18 protein-coding genes are annotated in these 17,446 nt (G+C 67.7%); 15 read left to right on the forward strand and 3 right to left on the reverse strand.

Features of this window, described 5'->3' with window-relative positions; genetic code table 11:
- Nucleotides 1-4: 4 nt before the first annotated feature.
- Complete coding sequence (gene pyk / locus ASE89_RS14225; protein WP_056408891.1) at nucleotides 5-1,468, reverse strand: pyruvate kinase; 1,464 nt, start codon at nucleotides 1,466-1,468, stop codon at nucleotides 5-7.
- Between the two features lie 81 nt (nucleotides 1,469-1,549).
- On the opposite strand from pyk, the gene ASE89_RS14230 reads away from it, so the two are divergent.
- The 3 genes from ASE89_RS14230 (at nucleotide 1,550) to ASE89_RS14240 (ending at nucleotide 2,635) form a co-directional block, all read left to right on the forward strand.
- Nucleotides 1,550-1,858, forward strand: a complete 309-nt coding sequence (locus ASE89_RS14230) for a DUF1244 domain-containing protein (RefSeq protein ID WP_031440324.1) — start codon at nucleotides 1,550-1,552, stop codon at nucleotides 1,856-1,858.
- A 160-nt stretch (nucleotides 1,859-2,018) separates the two neighbouring features.
- Nucleotides 2,019-2,261, forward strand: coding sequence for a DUF2312 domain-containing protein (locus ASE89_RS14235; RefSeq protein WP_197975315.1), 243 nt, complete (start codon nucleotides 2,019-2,021; stop codon nucleotides 2,259-2,261).
- Nucleotides 2,262-2,350: 89 nt separating this feature from the next.
- Complete coding sequence (locus tag ASE89_RS14240; RefSeq protein ID WP_056679033.1) at nucleotides 2,351-2,635, forward strand: DUF1294 domain-containing protein; 285 nt, start codon at nucleotides 2,351-2,353, stop codon at nucleotides 2,633-2,635.
- Here ASE89_RS14240 and ASE89_RS14245 read toward each other — a convergent pair whose 3' ends face one another.
- The gene (locus ASE89_RS14245; protein ID WP_056679036.1) at nucleotides 2,636-4,099 is read right to left on the reverse strand and encodes an ATP-binding protein; all 1,464 of its coding nucleotides are present in this window, start codon (nucleotides 4,097-4,099) and stop codon (nucleotides 2,636-2,638) included. It abuts the gene before it with no gap.
- Between the two features lie 113 nt (nucleotides 4,100-4,212).
- On the opposite strand from ASE89_RS14245, the gene ASE89_RS14250 reads away from it, so the two are divergent.
- From ASE89_RS14250 to ruvA, 4 genes are all read left to right on the forward strand, one after another.
- Nucleotides 4,213-4,755, forward strand: coding sequence for a DUF1003 domain-containing protein (locus tag ASE89_RS14250; protein WP_056679038.1), 543 nt, complete (start codon nucleotides 4,213-4,215; stop codon nucleotides 4,753-4,755).
- 28 nt (nucleotides 4,756-4,783) lie between these two features.
- On the forward strand, nucleotides 4,784-5,527 hold the full coding sequence (locus ASE89_RS14255) for a YebC/PmpR family DNA-binding transcriptional regulator (RefSeq protein ID WP_031395214.1): 744 nt from the start codon (nucleotides 4,784-4,786) through the stop codon (nucleotides 5,525-5,527).
- A 206-nt stretch (nucleotides 5,528-5,733) separates the two neighbouring features.
- The gene (gene ruvC, locus ASE89_RS14265) at nucleotides 5,734-6,240 is read left to right on the forward strand and encodes a crossover junction endodeoxyribonuclease RuvC (RefSeq protein ID WP_031395213.1); all 507 of its coding nucleotides are present in this window, start codon (nucleotides 5,734-5,736) and stop codon (nucleotides 6,238-6,240) included.
- Nucleotides 6,237-6,836: a Holliday junction branch migration protein RuvA gene (ruvA, locus tag ASE89_RS14270; protein WP_031440320.1), complete on the forward strand. Its 600-nt coding sequence runs from the start codon at nucleotides 6,237-6,239 to the stop codon at nucleotides 6,834-6,836. Before ruvC ends, ruvA begins: the two co-directional genes overlap by 4 nt.
- A 2-nt stretch (nucleotides 6,837-6,838) precedes the next feature.
- Here the strand turns inward: ruvA and ASE89_RS14275 are convergent, their stop codons facing one another.
- On the reverse strand, nucleotides 6,839-7,258 hold the full coding sequence (locus tag ASE89_RS14275; protein WP_052149327.1) for a winged helix-turn-helix transcriptional regulator: 420 nt from the start codon (nucleotides 7,256-7,258) through the stop codon (nucleotides 6,839-6,841).
- A gap of 117 nt (nucleotides 7,259-7,375) precedes the next feature.
- Here ASE89_RS14275 and ASE89_RS14280 point away from each other — a divergent pair, with 117 nt between their 5' ends.
- The 8 genes from ASE89_RS14280 (at nucleotide 7,376) to ASE89_RS14315 (ending at nucleotide 17,443) form a co-directional block, all read left to right on the forward strand.
- Nucleotides 7,376-8,437 (forward strand): SDR family oxidoreductase, encoded by a 1,062-nt coding sequence (locus ASE89_RS14280; RefSeq protein WP_056680646.1) that lies wholly within the window; start codon nucleotides 7,376-7,378, stop codon nucleotides 8,435-8,437.
- A 76-nt stretch (nucleotides 8,438-8,513) separates the two neighbouring features.
- Nucleotides 8,514-9,539, forward strand: a complete 1,026-nt coding sequence (gene ruvB, locus ASE89_RS14285) for a Holliday junction branch migration DNA helicase RuvB (protein ID WP_031440317.1) — start codon at nucleotides 8,514-8,516, stop codon at nucleotides 9,537-9,539.
- A 95-nt stretch (nucleotides 9,540-9,634) separates the two neighbouring features.
- Nucleotides 9,635-11,908 carry a phosphoenolpyruvate--protein phosphotransferase gene (gene ptsP, locus ASE89_RS14290; RefSeq protein ID WP_031396191.1) on the forward strand — a complete coding sequence of 758 codons (2,274 nt, stop codon included), beginning with the start codon at nucleotides 9,635-9,637 and terminating at the stop codon, nucleotides 11,906-11,908.
- Nucleotides 11,909-12,010: 102 nt separating this feature from the next.
- Nucleotides 12,011-12,880 (forward strand): helix-turn-helix domain-containing protein, encoded by an 870-nt coding sequence (locus ASE89_RS14295; RefSeq protein ID WP_043158400.1) that lies wholly within the window; start codon nucleotides 12,011-12,013, stop codon nucleotides 12,878-12,880.
- A gap of 68 nt (nucleotides 12,881-12,948) precedes the next feature.
- On the forward strand, nucleotides 12,949-13,866 hold the full coding sequence (locus ASE89_RS14300) for a tetratricopeptide repeat protein (protein WP_056679046.1): 918 nt from the start codon (nucleotides 12,949-12,951) through the stop codon (nucleotides 13,864-13,866).
- Nucleotides 13,867-13,897: 31 nt separating this feature from the next.
- Complete coding sequence (tilS, locus tag ASE89_RS14305) at nucleotides 13,898-14,917, forward strand: tRNA lysidine(34) synthetase TilS (RefSeq protein WP_056679049.1); 1,020 nt, start codon at nucleotides 13,898-13,900, stop codon at nucleotides 14,915-14,917.
- Nucleotides 14,918-15,021: 104 nt separating this feature from the next.
- Entirely contained in the window at nucleotides 15,022-17,001 is a 1,980-nt protein-coding gene (gene ftsH, locus ASE89_RS14310; protein ID WP_031440313.1) for an ATP-dependent zinc metalloprotease FtsH, read from the forward strand.
- A 64-nt stretch (nucleotides 17,002-17,065) separates the two neighbouring features.
- On the forward strand, nucleotides 17,066-17,443 hold the full coding sequence (locus ASE89_RS14315; protein ID WP_236701807.1) for a hypothetical protein: 378 nt from the start codon (nucleotides 17,066-17,068) through the stop codon (nucleotides 17,441-17,443).
- The last annotated feature ends 3 nt before the right edge of the window (nucleotides 17,444-17,446 follow it).

Genomic DNA, 17,446 nt, shown 5'->3' on the forward strand with positions numbered 1-17,446 from the left:
CGCCTCAGACCTGCGAGTGGTGGCCCTTCAGCTCGTCGCCGACTATCCGGACGACATGCAGCACGTTGGTCGAGCCCGGCGTACGGAACGGCACGCCCGCGAGCACGATCACGCGGTCGCCCGCCTTCGCCATGCCGTGGCGCAGCGCCATGCGCTTCGACTTGGCGACCATGTCCTCGAACGATTCGACGTCGCGCGTGTGGACCGCATGCGTGCCCCACAACAGGCCGAGGCGGCGCGCGGTGTCCTGGCTCGGCGTCAGCACCAGCAGCGGCACCGAAGGCCGCTCGCGCGCGATCCGCCGCGCGGTCGAGCCCGATGTGGTGAAGCAGATGATCGCGACCGCGGATACGGTCGCGGCGATGTTCTTCGCCGCCTCGGCCAGCGCGTCGGCCGTCGTCGGATCGGGCTTCATCACGGTGAAGTGCATGCGGTCGCCATGCTCGGGATCGGCCTCGACCGACACGCCGATCGCGTCCATCATCGCAACCGATTCGACCGGCCATGCGCCCGCTGCGCTTTCCGCCGAGAGCATGATCGCATCGGCACCGTCATAGACCGCGGTCGCGACGTCCGAGACCTCGGCCCGCGTCGGCGAGGGCGAGGTGATCATCGATTCGAGCATTTGCGTTGCGACCACGACCGGGCGGCCCATGCGGCGCGACACCTCGACGATGCGCTTCTGCAGCGGCGGCACCGCCTGCGGGGGCATTTCGACACCGAGATCGCCGCGCGCGACCATCACGCCGTCGCACGCCTCGACGATCTCTTCGAGCCGCTCGATCGCGGCGGGCTTCTCGATCTTGGCGAGCAGCGCGGCCTTGCCGCCGATCAGCTTGCGCGCCTCCCACAGATCCTCGGGACGCTGGACGAACGACAGTGCGATCCAGTCCACGCCCTGGTCGACCGCGAAGTCGAGATCGCTGCGATCCTTCTCGGTCAGCGCAGCCATAGGCAGCACGACGTCGGGGACGTTCAGTCCCTTGTTGTTCGACAGCGCACCGCCGACCTCGACCCTGGTCGTGATCTCGCGCGGGCTGTGCGAGACGACGCGCAGGACGAGCTTGCCGTCGTCGAGCAGCAGGCGCGCGCCCGGCTCGATCGCGGCGAAGATCTCGTCATGCGGCAGCTCGACGCGGGTCGCATCGCCCGGCGTCGTGTCGCGGTCGAGCACGAAGGTCGAGCCGGTTTCGAGCACCGTGCGGCCGCCGTCGAACTTGCCGACGCGCAGCTTGGGACCCTGAAGATCGGCGAGGATCGTCGAGGGACGACGATATTGCTTCTCCAGCGCGCGAATCGCCTGGATCACCGCGATCTTCGACTGCTGGTCGCCGTGGCTCATGTTGATGCGGAACGCGTCGGCGCCGGTGCGGAACAGCGTCGCGATCATCTCGGGCGTGCTGCTGGCAGGGCCTAGCGTCGCGAGGATGCGGACTTTGCGCGAGCGGGGTGCGATGGCCATGGTCATGCGTTGCGTTTCCTGGGGGGAGGTCTTTGCCGCCACGGGCCTTAAACCCTATCTCGGTGGGATCAACTACGGAGCATACGAATGAACCACGATAGCGACACGCTGGACACACTCGACGATGCCGTAGCGGCGCAGGCCTTTCGCCGGCTGATCCGCCACCTGCGCCACCGCGACGATGCGCAAAATATCGACCTGATGGGTCTGGCGGGATTCTGCCGCAACTGCCTGTCCGACTGGGTCGAGGAGGCCGGTGGTCTCGACAAGGACGCGGCACGCGAGGCGGTGTACGGCATGCCCTATTCGCAGTGGAAGGCGCAGCATCAGGGCGACGCCACGCCCGAGCAGCTCGAGCGGATGAAGGCCAGCGTCGCCAAGAATGCGGTCGTCTGATCCGGGGTCGCTTGAGCCGCGAACGGTTACCGCCTAGACGCGGCGCCGCACTTGCAGCGGCGCGATTCATCGGTGGTCCTCGGGACCCCGGTCGCCGCATGCGGGTCTGTGTTTCGAGCGAATGGGGACGAGTATCATGACGGACGAACGCCAACACGGCATGGGCGGCGGCGCGGTCGCAGCGGACGAACTGCGCCTGCTGATCGAGCGCGCCGAGCGTCTCGAAGAAGAGAAGAAGGGTATTGCGGACGACATCAAGGACGTGATGGCCGAGGCCAAGGGCCGTGGCTACGACCCCAAGGCGATCCGCAAGATCCTGTCGATCCGCAAGAAGAAGAAGGAAGAATATCAGGAGGAGGAGGCGATCCTCGAGGTGTACCTCCAGGCTCTGGGGATGATCTGACGATCGGTCTCTGCGCGGTGTCTCCCTCGCGATGCGTCATCGACGCCGGGGTGGACGCCGCGTCAACGTCGACGCGGTACCGGTGAGCCATGCTCGTATCGATCGCTGCGGCGTCATTTCTGTTTCTGGTGATCAACGCGGTCACGGTCGCCGCGTTCGCGCTGGACAAGCGCCGATCGCGCGGCGGCGCATGGCGCATCCCCGAATCCCGTTTGCTCTGGTTCGCAGCGCTCGGTGGCAGCCCCGGCGCCTTCTGGGCGCGCCGTCGCTTTCGCCACAAGACCCGCAAGCAGCCGTTCGTCGGCCGGCTCCAGATGATCGCGATCGTGCAGATCGGCGTGGTCGCCGGACTGGTCTTCGCTTTCGCAGTCTAGTTAAGCCGCCTCTGCCGGCAGCGTCGTCCAGCCGAGTCCCGGGATCGTGATCGAGCGCTTGCCCGCCAGGTCTGTGCGGCAAACGATCAGGTTGCGGCTTTCGATATAGCCGATCAGGCGTTTCACGCGGCCGAGCGAGCTGGTGCCGTAGGTCGCGGCGATGCGCGCGTCCGAGGGGCAGGGTTCGCCCTCACGCGCGGCGCGCGCGACCAGCAGGAACGCGCCGAGCATGTCGTCCGGCAGCCCGCTCGCGACATCGAGCGCGGCGGTCCACGCCTCGTCGGTCATGTCGAAGATGCCGGCGCGTGCGCAACTCAGCCGGCGGACGAAGCCCGGCAGGTCTAGCGGGGGCTTGGCAAGGCCGCCCATCCGGCAGCGCACCTGGAAGTCCTGGAACAGCACCGAGGGCGGGCGCAGCGTCGATTCGGGATCCTCGACGATCGCGCGGAACACGTCGGCATAGACCGCCTCGACCTCGTCATCGGTCTTCTCGGGCGGCGGGGGCGCGGCGGTGCGCGGCTCGGGCGGGCGGGCGATACCGTCGAGCAGTTCGTCCGCCGGCACGCGCCGCGGCCGCGAATCGAAGAGCAGGCCGAGTTCGGGCGCGTCGACCACCGGCTCGGACAGCAGGTCCTGCAGGTCCATCGGCGCGGCACTCGGCAGCGGGGTCAGCTTGGGGCTGCCGCTGCGCGCCGAGGTCGCGACGTCGCCGATCTTCACGGTGATGGGGCGGCGCGAGACCGCGGGGCCGAGCGCCATGAAGGTGCCGCGCTGGAGGTCGCGGATCGCCTCCGCCTGACGCCGCTCCATGCCGAGCAGATCGGCGGCGCGTGCCATGTCGATGTCGAGGAAGGTGCGGCCCATCAGGAAGTTCGACGCTTCCGCCGCGACGTTCTTCGCGAGCTTCGCCAGACGCTGAGTCGCGATCACGCCGGCGAGACCACGCTTGCGGCCACGGCACATCAGGTTGGTCATCGCCGCCAGCGACGCGCGGCGGACCTCTTCGGACACTTCGCCGCCGGTGACGGGCGCGAACATCTGCGCCTCGTCGACGACCACCAGCACCGGATACCAATGCTCGCGCGGCGCATCGAACAGCGCGGAGAGGAACGATGCGGCACAGCGCATCTGCCCTTCGACCTCGAGTCCCTCGAGGCTGAGCACCGCGGACGTCCGGTGTTCGCGCAGGCGGGTGGCGATGCGCGCAATCTCGCGTTCGCTATAATCGCCCGCCTCGATCACAACATGGCCATGCGGGCCTGCGAGCGTCACGAAATCGCCCTCGGGATCGATCACGATCTGCTGGACATGCCCCGCCGACCGTTCGAGCAGGCGGCGCAGCAGATGCGATTTTCCCGATCCCGAATTGCCCTGCACCAGCAGGCGCGTGGCGAGAAGTTCCTCCAGGTCGACGCCGACGGCCGTACCATTGCCGTCGGTGCCCATATTCACGCTAACCGTCATGCCGCGCGTTTGGCAGGTGCGGGCGCATCGGGGCAAGGAGTCTTTCGCGGGTCTCGTCGCAAGCGCGGTTTTGCGCGCTGGCTTAATCCGCAATCGCGGTTACGCCTTTCGCCATGGCTACATCCTCTCCGCTTGACGATCTCTCGCACCGCCTGCTCGGCAAGCCCCCCGGCGAGCTCAACGACGAGCAGCGCCGCGTGCTCGCGGGGATCGAGGCGGGGACCACGGTCAGTCGCGACGCCGCCGACGTGGCCGACGAACGCGCGACGTTCGGCGAGCGGCTCTCGGACCGGGTTGCGGCGGTCGGTGGGTCGTGGGGGTTCATCATCGCGTTCACTGCGGTGCTGCTCGGCTGGATGATCCTCAATTCGGACATCCTCACGCATTTCAACGCGGCGTTCGATCCCTATCCCTACATCTTCCTCAACCTGCTGCTGTCGACGGTCGCGGCGATCCAGGCGCCGATCATCATGATGAGCCAGAATCGGCAATCGGCGAAGGACAGGCTCGCCGCGAGCCTCGATTACGAGACCAATCTGCGCGCCGAGCTCGACATTTTGCGCGTGCATCACAAGATCGACCATCTGGTGCTCGCGCGGCTCGACGCGATTGAGGCGAAAATCGATGCTCTGGCGAAATCGGGTGCCGGAGCCTAAGAGCGGCGCATCAGCTATAGAGGCACAGATGGCAGGCCATTCCAAATATAAGAACATCATGCATCGCAAGGGTGCGCAGGACAAGAAGCGCTCGTCGGCGTTCAGCAAGCTCAGCCGGGAAATCACGGTTGCGGCCAAGATGGGCCTGCCCGATGTCGACATGAACCCGCGCCTGCGCGCGGCGGTGAATGCGGCCAAGGCGGCGTCGCTGCCCAAGGAGAACATCCAGCGCTCGATCGACAAGGCGAGCCGCGGCGATGCCGAAAATTACGAAGAGATCCGCTATGAGGGCTTCGGGCCGGGCGGCGTGTCGCTGATCATCGAGGCACTGACCGACAACCGCAACCGTACCGCAACCAACGTGCGCGTCGCGGTCGGCAAGAATGGTGGTAACCTAGGTGCCGGCGGGTCGGTCAGCCATGCGTTCGACCGCGTCGGGCTCATTTCCTATCCGGCGAGCGCGGGCGATGCCGACACGGTGTTCGAGGCTGCACTCGAGGCGGGGGCCGAGGACGTGACGTCGAGCGAGGACGGGCACGAGGTCTGGACCGCGCAGGGCGATCTGCACGAAGTCGCCAAGGCGCTCGAGGCGAAGCTCGGCGAGGCCGAGGGCGCGAAGCTCGCCTGGCGGCCGCAGACCATGGTCGCGGTCGATGCGGACGATGCGGCGACGTTGTTCAAGCTGATCGACGCGCTCGACGATGACGACGACGTGCAGACGGTGTGGGGCAATTACGAGATCTCGGATGAGATCATGGAGACGCTGGGTTGATTCGTTGGGGCTGAGATGAAGAAGGTGTTTTCACGCGGAGACGCGGAGGCGCGGAGAGTTGCCCTGCGCGGGTTCGTCTTCCGCGTCAGCGGCCTATCGCCGATCGGCCGGCCCGACGGCGTGAAGGTCGCGCTGACGCGCGACGGCCGCAAAATGCGCACCCCCTCCGCGTCTCCGCGTCTCCGCGTGAACTCACCTTATTCCCTATGATTATTTTAGGACTCGACCCCGGCCTCGGCACCACGGGCTGGGGCGTCATCCGTGCGGACGGTAACCGGCTGAGCCATATCGCCAATGGCCAGATCCGGACCGATCCGTCGATGGCGCTGCCGCGGCGGCTGACGGCGCTCTACTCTGCACTCCTCGACGTCATCCGCGCCGAGCGGCCGGATGGCGCCGCGGTCGAGGAGGTGCTCGGCAACACCAATGCGCAGTCGACGTTGAAGCTGGGGCAGGCGCGCGGCGTGGTGTTGCTCGCGGCGGCGGGGGCGGGGCTGCATATCGGCGAATATCACCCCTCGACCGTCAAGAAGGGCGTCGTCGGCACCGGCGGCGCGGACAAGAAACAGATCCAGGCGATGATGGCGGTCTTGCTGCCCGGTGCGAAGCTTGCCGGCCCCGATGCCGCCGACGCGCTGGCGGTGGCGATCACGCACGCGCATCATGTCGCAAGCGCGGCGGCGCTGTCGCGACGCACGGGAGTAGGCGCATGATCGTCCATCTGAAGGGCCGGCTCGATTCGACCGGGATCGACCATGCGGTGATCGATGTCGGCGGCGTCGGCTATCTGGTCGGCGCATCGGCGCGTACGCTGTCGGCCCTCGGGCCGATCGGCGAGGCCTGCACCGTCTTCACCGAATTGCTGGTCGGCGAGGATTTCCAGCGGCTCGTCGGGTTTTCGAGCGCGGACGAGCGCGACTGGTTCCGGTTGCTGACCGCGGTGCAGGGCGTCGGCGCGCGGGTTGCGCTCGCGATCTTGTCCGCGCTCGAACCCGTCGACCTGTCGCGCGCGATCGCCAGCGGCGACAAGGCGATGGTCGCGCGCGCGAACGGCGTCGGGCCGAAGCTCGCCCAGCGCATCGTCATGGAATTGAAGGACAAGGTCGGCGGGATCGCGCTCGGGCTCGGGCCCGCGGTGGTCAATGCGGCGCCAGGGGCGTCGGCGGATGCGGTGTCGGCGATGCTCAACCTGGGGTTCCGGCCTGCCGAGGCGAGCGTCGCGGTGGCGGCGGCGGACGAGGAACTGGGGCCGGGCGCGACGCTCGACGCGCTCGTCCGGCTGGCGCTGCGCAAGGCGTCGAAGCCCTAGTCTCAGTCGGTCTTCGGCCGTTTCGCGGACCGGCGGGGCGCGGGGCCGGGGCCGAACGCGTCGAGCGCATCGGCATTGGTGCGGCCCCAGTCGTAGAGCAGATTGACCGGCTCGACGAACCGCCTGCCGAGCGGCGTCAGGCGATATTCGACCGCGGGGGGCATCGTCGCGAGTACGTCGCGCAAGATCAGCCCGCTGGTCTCCATGTCGCGCAGCGTCTGCGTCAGCATCTTCTTCGAAATGCCGGGCAGGCTGCGGTGGAGGACGCCGGTGCGCGCGCCGCCCTCGTGCCGCGCGTCGAGCGTGTGGAGCACCATGCTCGTCCATTTGGTCGCGAACAGGTCGAGCACCCGGCGCGGTGCGCAATCCTCGCGCCAGTCGTCGGCCACGGGGGCGGGATCGTGATCGGGGGGCGTTGTCATGTTGGGTCCCTGAACGTCGCTGGGTCCCGAAAGGTGCCCGGGGCCCCGAATGGTGCCGTCTAGAACGCGTCGCTGGCGATGCCTAGCTACTGCGTTCAAGTGAAACGGAGAATGACGATGGCCCGGACGGCATTGGTGGTTGGGACGAGCGGTATTGTCGGCAGCGCGACGGCGGCGCTGCTGATCGAACAGGGATGGACGGTCCATGGCCTCGCGCGGCGTCCGTCCGACCAGCCCGGCGTACACCCGGTCGCCGCCGACCTGACCGACGCGGCAGGCACCGCGGCCGCGCTAAAGGATCTGGCGCCCGACGCGGTGTTCGTCTCGACCTGGTCGCGCCAGGCGACGGAGGCGGAGAATATCCGAGTCAACGGCGCGATGGTCCGCAATCTGCTCGATGGCCTGCGTCCTGCAAAGTCGGTGCGGCATGTCGCGCTGGTGACGGGCCTGAAGCATTATCTCGGGCCATTCGAGGCGTATGGTAAGGGCGTGCTGCCGCAGACGCCGTTCCGCGAGGAGCAGGGCCGGCTCGAGGTCGAGAATTTCTATTATGCGCAGGAGGACGAGGTGTTCGCGGCGGCCGACCGCGACGGCTTCAACTGGAGCGTGCACCGTCCGCATACGGTGATCGGCAAGGCGGTCGGCAATGCGATGAACATGGGGACGACGCTGGCGGCCTATGCGACGCTGTGCCGCGAGACCGGGCGGCCGTTCCGCTTTCCGGGATCGGCGGCGCAGTGGAACGGGCTGACCGACATGACCGATGCGCGTCAGCTCGCGGCGCAGCTCGTCTGGGCGACGACGACGCCTGAGGCGGCGAACCAGGACTTCAACATCGTCAATGGCGACGTGTTCCGCTGGAGCTGGATGTGGTCGCGGATCGCCGACTGGTTCGGGATCGAGGCGGCGCCGTTCGACGGGACGGTCGTGCCGCTCGAAGAGCAGATGGCGGACGACGCGGTGGTGTGGCAGCGGATCGCAGAGCGCGAGGGGCTGGTCGAGGCCGATCTCACGCGTCTCGCCTCGCCGTGGCACACCGACGCCGATCTCGGCCGGCCGATCGAGGTCGTCACCGACATGGGCAAGAGCCGGCGGATGGGCTTTACGCGCTATCAGCCGACCGACGATGCGTTCTTCGACCTCTTCGCGCAGCTCCGCGCGGACCGGCTGATCCCGTGAATTCGGTAGGCCGGTCGGGCGGGACGCGCGCTACGGGGTGACAGGGGCGGGCGTGAACGGGTAGGGAACGGGCTTGATGACCGATGCCGAACGCCTGCTCACGCCAGCCCGCCGCCCCGAGGACGTGGATGCGGCGCTGCGCCCCAAGAATCTCGACGAATTCGTCGGGCAGAAGGCCGCGCGCGAGAATCTGCGGATCTTCATCCAGGCGGCCAAGGCACGCGGCGATGCGCTCGACCATGTGCTGTTCTTCGGGCCGCCGGGGCTCGGCAAGACCACGCTTGCGCAGATCGTCGCGCGCGAGATGGGGGTGGGGTTCCGCGCCACCTCGGGCCCGGTGATCGCCAAGTCGGGCGACCTTGCCGCGCTGCTGACCAATCTCGAGGATGGCGACGTGCTGTTCATCGACGAGATCCACCGGCTGCAGCCCGCGGTCGAGGAGGTGCTGTACCCGGCAATGGAGGACCGCGCGCTCGATCTGATGATCGGCGAGGGGCCCTCGGCACGCAGTGTGCGGATCGACCTGCCGCGCTTTACTTTGGTCGGCGCGACGACGCGGCAGGGGCTGCTGACGACGCCGCTGCGCGATCGCTTCGGCATCCCGGTGCGGCTGCAATTCTACACCGTCGACGAGCTCGAGCGGGTGGTGACGCGCGCGGCCGGACTGCTCGGTCTCGCCATTTCGAAGGACGGGGCGATGGAGGTGGCGCGGCGCGCACGCGGCACGCCGCGCATCGCCGGACGGCTGCTCCGCCGGGTTCGCGACTTTGCCGACGTCGCGGGCGCCGAGATCGTCGATGCGCGTACCGCGGACGCCGCGCTCAACCGGCTCGAGGTCGATGCGCTGGGGCTCGACGCGATGGACCGGCGCTATCTGATGATGATCGCCGACATCTATCGCGGCGGGCCGGTCGGGGTCGAGACGCTGGCCGCGGGCCTCAGCGAACCGCGCGACACCATCGAAGAGGTGATCGAGCCCTATCTGATCCAGCTCGGCCTGGTCGCGCGTACCGCGCGCGGGCGGTGCATGAACGCGGGCGGCTGGAAGCATCTCGGGCTCAACCCCCCGGTCGGGAGCCAGGACGGGCTGTTCGACGTTTGAAGCGGGGCATGCGGGAAATGACGATCGACCGGGCTTGCGCAGAAGAATACTTTTGTTGCGTGGCACCCAAGCGCTTGATCTGGTAGCTCCTCCCCATGCCCGTTTCGGCCGCCGCCTCCGCCCGCGAGATCCTCACCAGCCTTCACGACGTGATGGCCGCGCGCACGACCGCGCAAGCCAAGCTCAATTCGGTCGTCGGCATCATCGCCGCGGCGATCGATAGCGAGGTCTGTTCGATCTACCTGCTGCGCGAAGGCGTGCTCGAGCTGTTCGCGACGCGCGGCCTTGCGCAGGAGGCGGTGCACGTCACCAAGCTGGCGCTGGGCGAGGGGCTGGTCGGCACGATCGCGCAGCAGGTCGAGGTGCTCAATCTCGACGAGGCGGCGAGCCATCCCGATTTCGCCTACAAGCCCGAGACCGGCGAGGAGCGCTATCACAGCTTTGCCGGCGTGCCGATCATCCGGCGCGAACGCGCGGTCGGCGTTCTTGCAGTGCAGCATGCCGAAACGCGCAAATATCAGGACGTCGAGATCGAGGCGCTGCAGACCGTCGCGATGGTGCTGAGCGAGCTGATCGCCAATGCCGGGCTGATCGACACCGCGGGCGGCGGGTCGGATCGCCCGCAGTCGACCGCGGCGATGCGGATCCCGGGGCAGAAGCTGGTCGACGGGATGGGCGCGGGCTTTGCCGTGTTCCACCAGCCGCGCATCCATATCGAGCATACCGTCGCCGAGGACACCGATGCCGAGCGGCACCGCGTCTATGCCGCGTTCGACAAGATGCGCGAAGGCATCGAGCGGATGACGCGCGAGGCCGAGTTCGGCGTCGGCGGCGAGCATGAGGAGGTTCTCGAGACCTACAAGATGTTCGCCTATGACGAGGGCTGGGCGCGGCGGATCAACGAGGCGATCGATTCCGGCCTGACTGCGGAGGCGGCGATCGAGCGCGTCCAGCAGCGCACCCGCCAGCGGATGCGGCAGATCGACGATCCGCTGCTCGCCGACCGGATGCACGATCTGGAGGATCTGGCGAACCGCCTGCTGCGGATCGTGTCGGGCCAGATGGGCACCGCCGCGCAGATGGGGCTCAGGCAGGACACGATCCTGATCGCGCGCAATTTGGGGCCGGCCGAGCTGCTCGAATATGACAAGCGCCGGTTGAAGGGCGTGATCCTCGAGGAGGGATCGCTGACCGCGCATGTCACGATCGTCGCGCGGGCAATGGGCGTGCCGGTGCTCGGCCGTGTCCGCGACGTCCGGCGGTTGATCGCCGAGGGCGACCTGCTGCTGCTCGACAGTGCCGACGCCAATGTGTTCGCGCGGCCCTCCGCGGCGATGGAGGAGGCGTTCGAGGCGCGGCTGGCGCTGCGGCAGAAGCGCAGGGCCGCGTTTGCGGCGCTGCGCGACGTGCCGCCGATCACGAAGGATGGCCACCGGCTGACGCTGATGGTCAATGCCGGGCTGCGCGACGATGCGGCCGCGCTCGACATCACCGGTGCGGACGGCATCGGCCTGTTCAGGACCGAATTCCAGTTTCTCGTATCCGCGACGCTGCCGCAGCGCGAGCGCCAGCAGCGGCTGTACCGCGAGGTGCTGGAGGTGGCGGGCGATCGGCCGGTGATCTTCCGTACCGTCGATATCGGCGGCGACAAGGCGCTGCCCTATCTCAACAAGGCCGCCGCGGATGAGGAAAATCCGGCGATGGGCTGGCGCGCGCTACGGCTGGGGCTCGAGCGCGACGGGCTGATGAAGGTGCAGGCGCGCGCGCTGCTGGAAGCGGCCGCCGGTCGGACGCTCAACGTGATGTTCCCGATGGTCAGCGAACCCTGGGAGTTCGACGAGGCCAAGGCGCTGTTCGAGGCGCAGCGGAGCTGGCTCGCGGGACGCGGGCGCAAGCTGCCGACGACGATCCGCTACGGCGCGATGCTCGAGGTGCCAGCACTTGCCGAGATGCTCGACATCCTGCTGCCCAAGATCCAGTTCCTCTCGGTCGGCACCAACGACCTGACGCAGTTCCTGTTTGCCGCCGACCGCGCCAATCCCAAGCTCGCCGAGCGCTATGACTGGCTGAGCCCGTCGATCCTCCGGTTCCTCGCCCGGCTCGTCGAGCCTGCGCGTGCCGCCGGTGTCGATCTCGGCGTATGTGGCGAGATGGGCGGGCGGCCGCTCGAGGCGATGGCGCTGGCGGGGATCGGGATCGACCGGCTGTCGATCACCCCGGCGGCGGTCGGGCCGATCAAGGCGATGGCGCGCTCGCTCGATCTGGCGGCGATCACCGCGAAGATGACGGCCCTGCTCGCCGATCCACCGCGCGACATGCGCGCCGTGCTGACGGACTGGGCAACGGAAAACGGTGTCGAGCTCGCCTGACGCGCGGGTTTCGCTAGGGCCTTCGCGTTGACATGGGTTATTGGCTCTGGAACATGACCCGCCTTGATGGGCGCGCGCTACAGCCCATAATCGGAGACAAGAATGGACGACGTCGCAACCGGGCAGATCCCTCCGCCCGCCTCGCCCGAACGGGCCGGCGATATCCTGCGTGCAACGCGCGAGGCACAGGGGCTGACGATCGCCGATGTCGGGGGCCGGACGCGCGTGCCGCTGCGGCATCTCGAGGCGATCGAGGCGTCTGATTACGCGACTTTGCCGTCGTCGACCTATGCGGTCGGGTTCGCCAAGGCCTATGCCCGCGCAGTCGGCGCGGACGAGGTGCGGGTGGCCAATCTCGTGCGCGCCGAACTTGGCAAGATCGTGCGCCGCACGCCCGAATACGAACCCTATGAAATGTCCGATCCGTCGCGGGTACCATCGCGCGGCGTGGCGGTGATCGCGCTCGGCATCGCGCTGGCCGTGCTGATCCTGGTCGGCATCTGGTACGGCACCGACCTGTTCCGTGGCGGCGCGACCACGTCCGGGTCTGCGGCGGGATCGGTGGCGACGGTTGCCGAAGTGCCCAGCCCGACGCCGGCCTCCCCCGCAGCGGCGCCCGCGGCGCCGGCGCTGGAGACCGGGCAGGTCACGCTGGCCGCGACCGACGAAGTGTGGATGCGCGTCTATGATGCCGACAACAAGACGCTGTATCTGGGGACGATGAAGGCCGGCGATCGGTTCGACGTGCCGCGTGACGCGAAGGATCCGATGATCAACGTCGGTCGCCCGGACAAGCTGACGGTTACGCTCAACGGCTCGAACGTGCCGCCGCTGGGAACCGGCGAACGCGCGATCAAGGACGTCCGCGTCGGCGCCCCGGCGATCGCCGCACGGCTCAACGGCGCGCCTGCCGCGAGCGGTGGCGATGCCGCTGCCGAGGGGGCACCGGGCAATGCATCGGGAACGCCTTAAGGCTGGCGACAGGAATGATGTTGCAGCTATATCGCTCGTCTTATCCAGTGCCCCGGGGGGTATAGCCCATGCATAAGTCCATCATCGTCGGCATCCTGCTTGCCGGTGCATCGCTGCCCGTCGCGGCATCCGCGCAGTCGAACGTCGAAGGTCGTGTCGGCAAGCTCGAGAGCGAGATGCGCGCGGTCCAGCGCAAGGTGTTTCCGGGCGGGGCAGGGCAGTTGTTGCAGCCCGAGGTGACGGGGCCGCAGACGACCGCAGGCCCCGGTCCCGGCACGCCCGCCACCAGCGCGGTCGCCGATCTGGCGCAGCGCGTGACCTCGCTCGAACAGCAGATCGCGTCGATGACCGGGCAGGTCGAGCAGACCGAATACAAGATCCGCCAGTTGCAGGAGCAGTTCGACGCCTATCGGCGCGCGACCGATGACCGGATGAAGCTGATCGAGGCCGCCCGGACGAACAGCGCGCCCGGTGCAGCCGGATCGGCCGTCGAGGGTACGGGTGGTCCGGACGAGGACGCCGGGCCTCCCGCGCGGCCCTCGGGGGCTACCGCCGCCGCGCGTCCTGCAAACGCGGTCGAGAAGCCGTCGACGGGCAATCCGGCCGAGGACGAGTATCTCTACGGCTATCGGCTGTGGGCGGCGAAGAACTATTCTGAGGCGCAGACGCAGCTGAAGAAGGTGGTCGCGACCTATCCGAAGGACCGGCGCGCGAGCTATGCACAGAATCTGCTTGGCCGCGCCTATCTCGACGAGGGCAAGCCGAGCCTCGCGTCGATGGCATTCTACGACAATTACAAGAAGATGCCCGATGGTGAGCGGGCGTCCGAAAGCCTCTATTATCTCGGCCAGTCGCTGACCAAGCTGAACAAGTCCGCCGATGCGTGCAAGGTGTATGACGAGCTCAACGATGTCTATGGCGCCAAGCTCTCACGCGACATGACCGCCAAGGTCGCTGCCGGACGAGCCACCGCCAAGTGCAAGTGAGCGCAGATTGCGGCGTGTGGTGGCCGGCAGGATGAGCGATCCTGTCCTCACCGAGGAGGCCCAGCGTTTTGCAGCGGAGGTCGCGAGGCTTGGCGCGGGGCTGACATCGCCCGTGCTGGCGGTGTCGGGCGGACCCGACAGCATGGCGATGCTGACGCTCGCGCAGGAATCGCTCGTGACCGGTTTCACCGTGGCCAGCGTCGATCATCGTCTGCGCCCCGAAGCCGCGGGCGAATCGGCGATGGTGGCGGCACATTGCGCGACGTTCGGCATCCGCCACGCGACGCTGGCACCGACCGAGCCGATCACCGGGGCCAGCATCCAGGCGCAGGCGCGCGGCGTCCGATATGCGCTGCTCGCCGATCATGCGCGCGCGATCGGTGCGGGATGCGTGCTGACCGCGCACCACGCCGACGACCAGGCCGAGACGTTCCTGATGCGCGCCGCGCGCGGATCGGGGCTGGCGGGGCTGGCGGGCGTGCGCGCCCGGACCGAGGTCGCGGGCATCCCCGTCATCCGGCCGCTGCTCGACTGGCGTCGGGCGGAGCTTCGCGCGATCGTCCGCCGCGCCGAGGTGCCGTTCTTTGACGACCCGTCGAACCACGACGATCGCCATGACCGCACGCGGTTTCGTCGGCTGCTCGGCGCGAACGAATGGCTCGGCACCCCCAATCTGGCGCGCGCGGCCGCGGCACTGGCGGAGGCGGATGCCGATGTCCGCGCGGCGGTCGAATGGCTCTGGGCCGACTGCGCGAAGGTCGCGGCGGGCGAGGTCCGGCTGACCGTCGGCGACGTGCCGCGCGAGCTGTTGCGCCGGATGGTCCGGCGCGCGATCGGCGTGGTGCGTGATGCGGTGACGGAGGCCGCACGCGACGGTGCCGGGCAGGACGCGGCCGCCACGATCGAGGGCGATTGGAGCGCGGCCGTCAATATCGAACGGCTGCTGGATGCGCTGATCGCGGGCAAGCGCGCGACTCAGGCGGGGGTGATCGCATCGCCCCGCGCGGGTGTCTGGCGCTTCCGTCCCGCGCCGCCGCGTCGCTCGGTGTAGATTCGTCCCGCGCGGACACATTGATTGCTGCCAAGTCGCGGCTTGTTCCATTGCCATTAACCTGCGCGCGCTTATCTTGTAGGTTCGAAAGGTATCCGGCACCCATGAACGACAATGACAATCGAGGGGACAACCGCGGCAACAAGCCACAGGGCCCCGAAAATGGCAGCCCGTGGATGAAGAGCCTGCTCATATGGGTCGGCATTCTCGTCGCGCTGGCGCTGTTCGTGACCATGTTCGACGGCCGCACCGCGACCTCGGGCGGCAACACGATCGCCTATTCGGCGTTCCTCGACAAGGTCGACGAGGGCACCGTCAAGGACGTGAACATCTCGCGCGACATCATCTCGGGTACGTTGTCGAGCGGCGAGAAGTTCAAGGCCTATCCGATCCAGGACGCGACGCTGGTTCCCAAGCTGCGCGAAAAGGGCGTGGCGATCAGTGCGAAGCCCGAGGAAGGGCCGTCGATGCTGGCGCTGCTGCTCTATCAGTCGCTGCCGTTCCTGCTGTTCCTCGGCATCGCCTTCTTCGTCCTGAAGCAGATGCAGAAGAATTCCGGGTCGGGCGCGATGGGCTTCGGCAAGAGCCGCGCGAAGATGCTGACGCAGAAGGAAGGCAAGGTCACCTTTGCCGACGTCGCGGGCATCGACGAAGCGCGTGAGGAGCTGGAAGAAATCGTCGAGTTCCTGAAGGACCCGACCAAGTTCGCCCGTCTCGGCGGCAAGATCCCCAAGGGCGCGCTGCTGGTCGGTTCGCCCGGTACCGGCAAGACGCTGCTCGCCCGCGCGATCGCCGGCGAGGCTGGTGTGCCGTTTTTCACGATCTCGGGTTCCGATTTCGTCGAGATGTTCGTCGGCGTCGGCGCGAGCCGCGTGCGCGACATGTTCGAGCAGGCCAAGAAGTCCGCACCGTGCATCGTCTTCATCGACGAAATCGATGCGGTCGGTCGTCATCGTGGCGCCGGTCTCGGCAACGGCAATGACGAGCGCGAGCAGACGCTGAACCAGCTGCTGGTCGAGATGGACGGCTTCGAGGCCAACGAAGGCATCATCATCATCGCCGCGACCAACCGTCCCGACGTGCTCGATCCTGCGCTGCTGCGTCCGGGCCGCTTCGATCGCCAGGTCGTCGTGCCACGGCCGGATATCGAGGGCCGGATCAAGATCCTCGAAGTGCACATGAAGAAGGTGCCACTGGCACCCGACGTCGATGCCCGCGTCATTGCACGCGGTACGCCGGGCTTCTCGGGTGCCGATCTCGCCAACCTCGTCAACGAGGCGGCGCTGCATGCGGCGCGCAAGGGCAAGCGTCTGGTGGCGATGGCCGAGTTCGAAGAGGCCAAGGACAAGGTCATGATGGGCGCCGAGCGTCGCTCCATGGTCATGACCGACGACGAGAAGCGGATGACCGCGTATCACGAGGCCGGCCATGCCGTCGTCGCGATGCACGAGGCTGCCTCGGATCCGATCCACAAGGCGACGATCATCCCGCGCGGTCGTGCGCTGGGCATGGTCATGCGTCTGCCCGAGCGTGACAGCTACAGCTATCACCGCGACAAGATGTACGCGAACCTCGCGGTGTCGATGGGTGGTCGTGTCGCCGAGGAGGTGATCTTCGGCTACGACAAGGTCTCGTCGGGCGCGAGCGGCGACATCCAGTACGCCACGGGTCTGGCACGCGACATGGTCACGCGCTGGGGCATGTCGGACAAGGTCGGGCCGCTTGAATATGGCGAGCCCGAGGGTGAATCGTTCCTCGGTTACTCGTCGAGCCGTCCGTCGCGCATGTCGAATCAGACGGCGCAGTTGATCGACGACGAGATCAAGCGGATCGTCGAAGGCGGTCTCGATCGTGCCAAGCAGGTTCTGAGCGATCATGTCGACCAGCTCCACACGGTTGCGGGCGCGCTGCTCGAATATGAGACGCTAACCGGTGACGAGATCAAGCAGCTGATCGCGGGCGAAGATCTCGACCGGCCGGATCCAGGTGCGAAGGCGAGCCTCGTACCAAAGGCGGGGACGTCGATCCCCAAGACCCGGCGACCCAATGGGCCGTTCGGAACGCCGACCCCGCTGGGTGCCTGATCCGGTTCAGCGGCTAGTCAGCTAAATGCCTCCATGGGCGGTCTTTTCTTCGGAAAGGCCGCCCATGTCGTATGTGCTTCCCAAGGCCGTGATCGCCGCGATACTCGTGGGTGGGATGGCGGTGCCCGCGTCCGCGGCGATGACCGTGGGGACGTTTCTCGCCCGCGCCAATGCTTTGCGTGATCAGGGGCCGATGGCGCTTATGTCGCCCGATTTTCCCGCGCTGAAGGCCGAGGCGAAGGCCGCGACGACGCAGTTGAAGGCTGAGCGTGCGGCACGCGCCGCGGCCGGCAAGCCGCCGATCGCCTGCGTCCCCGAGGGGGAGTCGGTGGGGATCATGGACATGCTCGACGGCTTGTCGGATTTGCCGGCGAGTTATCAGAAGCGGCCGTTGAAGGACGGCTATGCGCGCGTGCTGGCAAACTTATACCCGTGTCGGTGAGCG

The organism is Sphingomonas sp. Leaf30 (genome assembly GCF_001422525.1).
GTDB lineage: Bacteria > Pseudomonadota > Alphaproteobacteria > Sphingomonadales > Sphingomonadaceae > Sphingomonas > Sphingomonas aerolata.

Bases quoted from the DNA above. Each gene is read 5' to 3' on its own strand.
- pyk (WP_056408891.1), bottom strand. From the start codon at position 1,468: ATGACCATGGCCATCGCACCCCGCTCGCGCAAAGTCCGCATCCTCGCG.
- ASE89_RS14230 (WP_031440324.1), top strand. From the start codon at position 1,550: ATGAACCACGATAGCGACACGCTGGACACACTCGACGATGCCGTAGCG.
- ASE89_RS14235 (WP_197975315.1), top strand. From the start codon at position 2,019: ATGGGCGGCGGCGCGGTCGCAGCGGACGAACTGCGCCTGCTGATCGAG.
- ASE89_RS14240 (WP_056679033.1), top strand. From the start codon at position 2,351: ATGCTCGTATCGATCGCTGCGGCGTCATTTCTGTTTCTGGTGATCAAC.
- ASE89_RS14245 (WP_056679036.1), bottom strand. From the start codon at position 4,099: ATGACGGTTAGCGTGAATATGGGCACCGACGGCAATGGTACGGCCGTC.
- ASE89_RS14250 (WP_056679038.1), top strand. From the start codon at position 4,213: ATGGCTACATCCTCTCCGCTTGACGATCTCTCGCACCGCCTGCTCGGC.
- ASE89_RS14255 (WP_031395214.1), top strand. From the start codon at position 4,784: ATGGCAGGCCATTCCAAATATAAGAACATCATGCATCGCAAGGGTGCG.
- ruvC (WP_031395213.1), top strand. From the start codon at position 5,734: ATGATTATTTTAGGACTCGACCCCGGCCTCGGCACCACGGGCTGGGGC.
- ruvA (WP_031440320.1), top strand. From the start codon at position 6,237: ATGATCGTCCATCTGAAGGGCCGGCTCGATTCGACCGGGATCGACCAT.
- ASE89_RS14275 (WP_052149327.1), bottom strand. From the start codon at position 7,258: ATGACAACGCCCCCCGATCACGATCCCGCCCCCGTGGCCGACGACTGG.
- ASE89_RS14280 (WP_056680646.1), top strand. From the start codon at position 7,376: ATGGCCCGGACGGCATTGGTGGTTGGGACGAGCGGTATTGTCGGCAGC.
- ruvB (WP_031440317.1), top strand. From the start codon at position 8,514: ATGACCGATGCCGAACGCCTGCTCACGCCAGCCCGCCGCCCCGAGGAC.
- ptsP (WP_031396191.1), top strand. From the start codon at position 9,635: ATGCCCGTTTCGGCCGCCGCCTCCGCCCGCGAGATCCTCACCAGCCTT.
- ASE89_RS14295 (WP_043158400.1), top strand. From the start codon at position 12,011: ATGGACGACGTCGCAACCGGGCAGATCCCTCCGCCCGCCTCGCCCGAA.
- ASE89_RS14300 (WP_056679046.1), top strand. From the start codon at position 12,949: ATGCATAAGTCCATCATCGTCGGCATCCTGCTTGCCGGTGCATCGCTG.
- tilS (WP_056679049.1), top strand. From the start codon at position 13,898: ATGAGCGATCCTGTCCTCACCGAGGAGGCCCAGCGTTTTGCAGCGGAG.
- ftsH (WP_031440313.1), top strand. From the start codon at position 15,022: ATGAACGACAATGACAATCGAGGGGACAACCGCGGCAACAAGCCACAG.
- ASE89_RS14315 (WP_236701807.1), top strand. From the start codon at position 17,066: ATGTCGTATGTGCTTCCCAAGGCCGTGATCGCCGCGATACTCGTGGGT.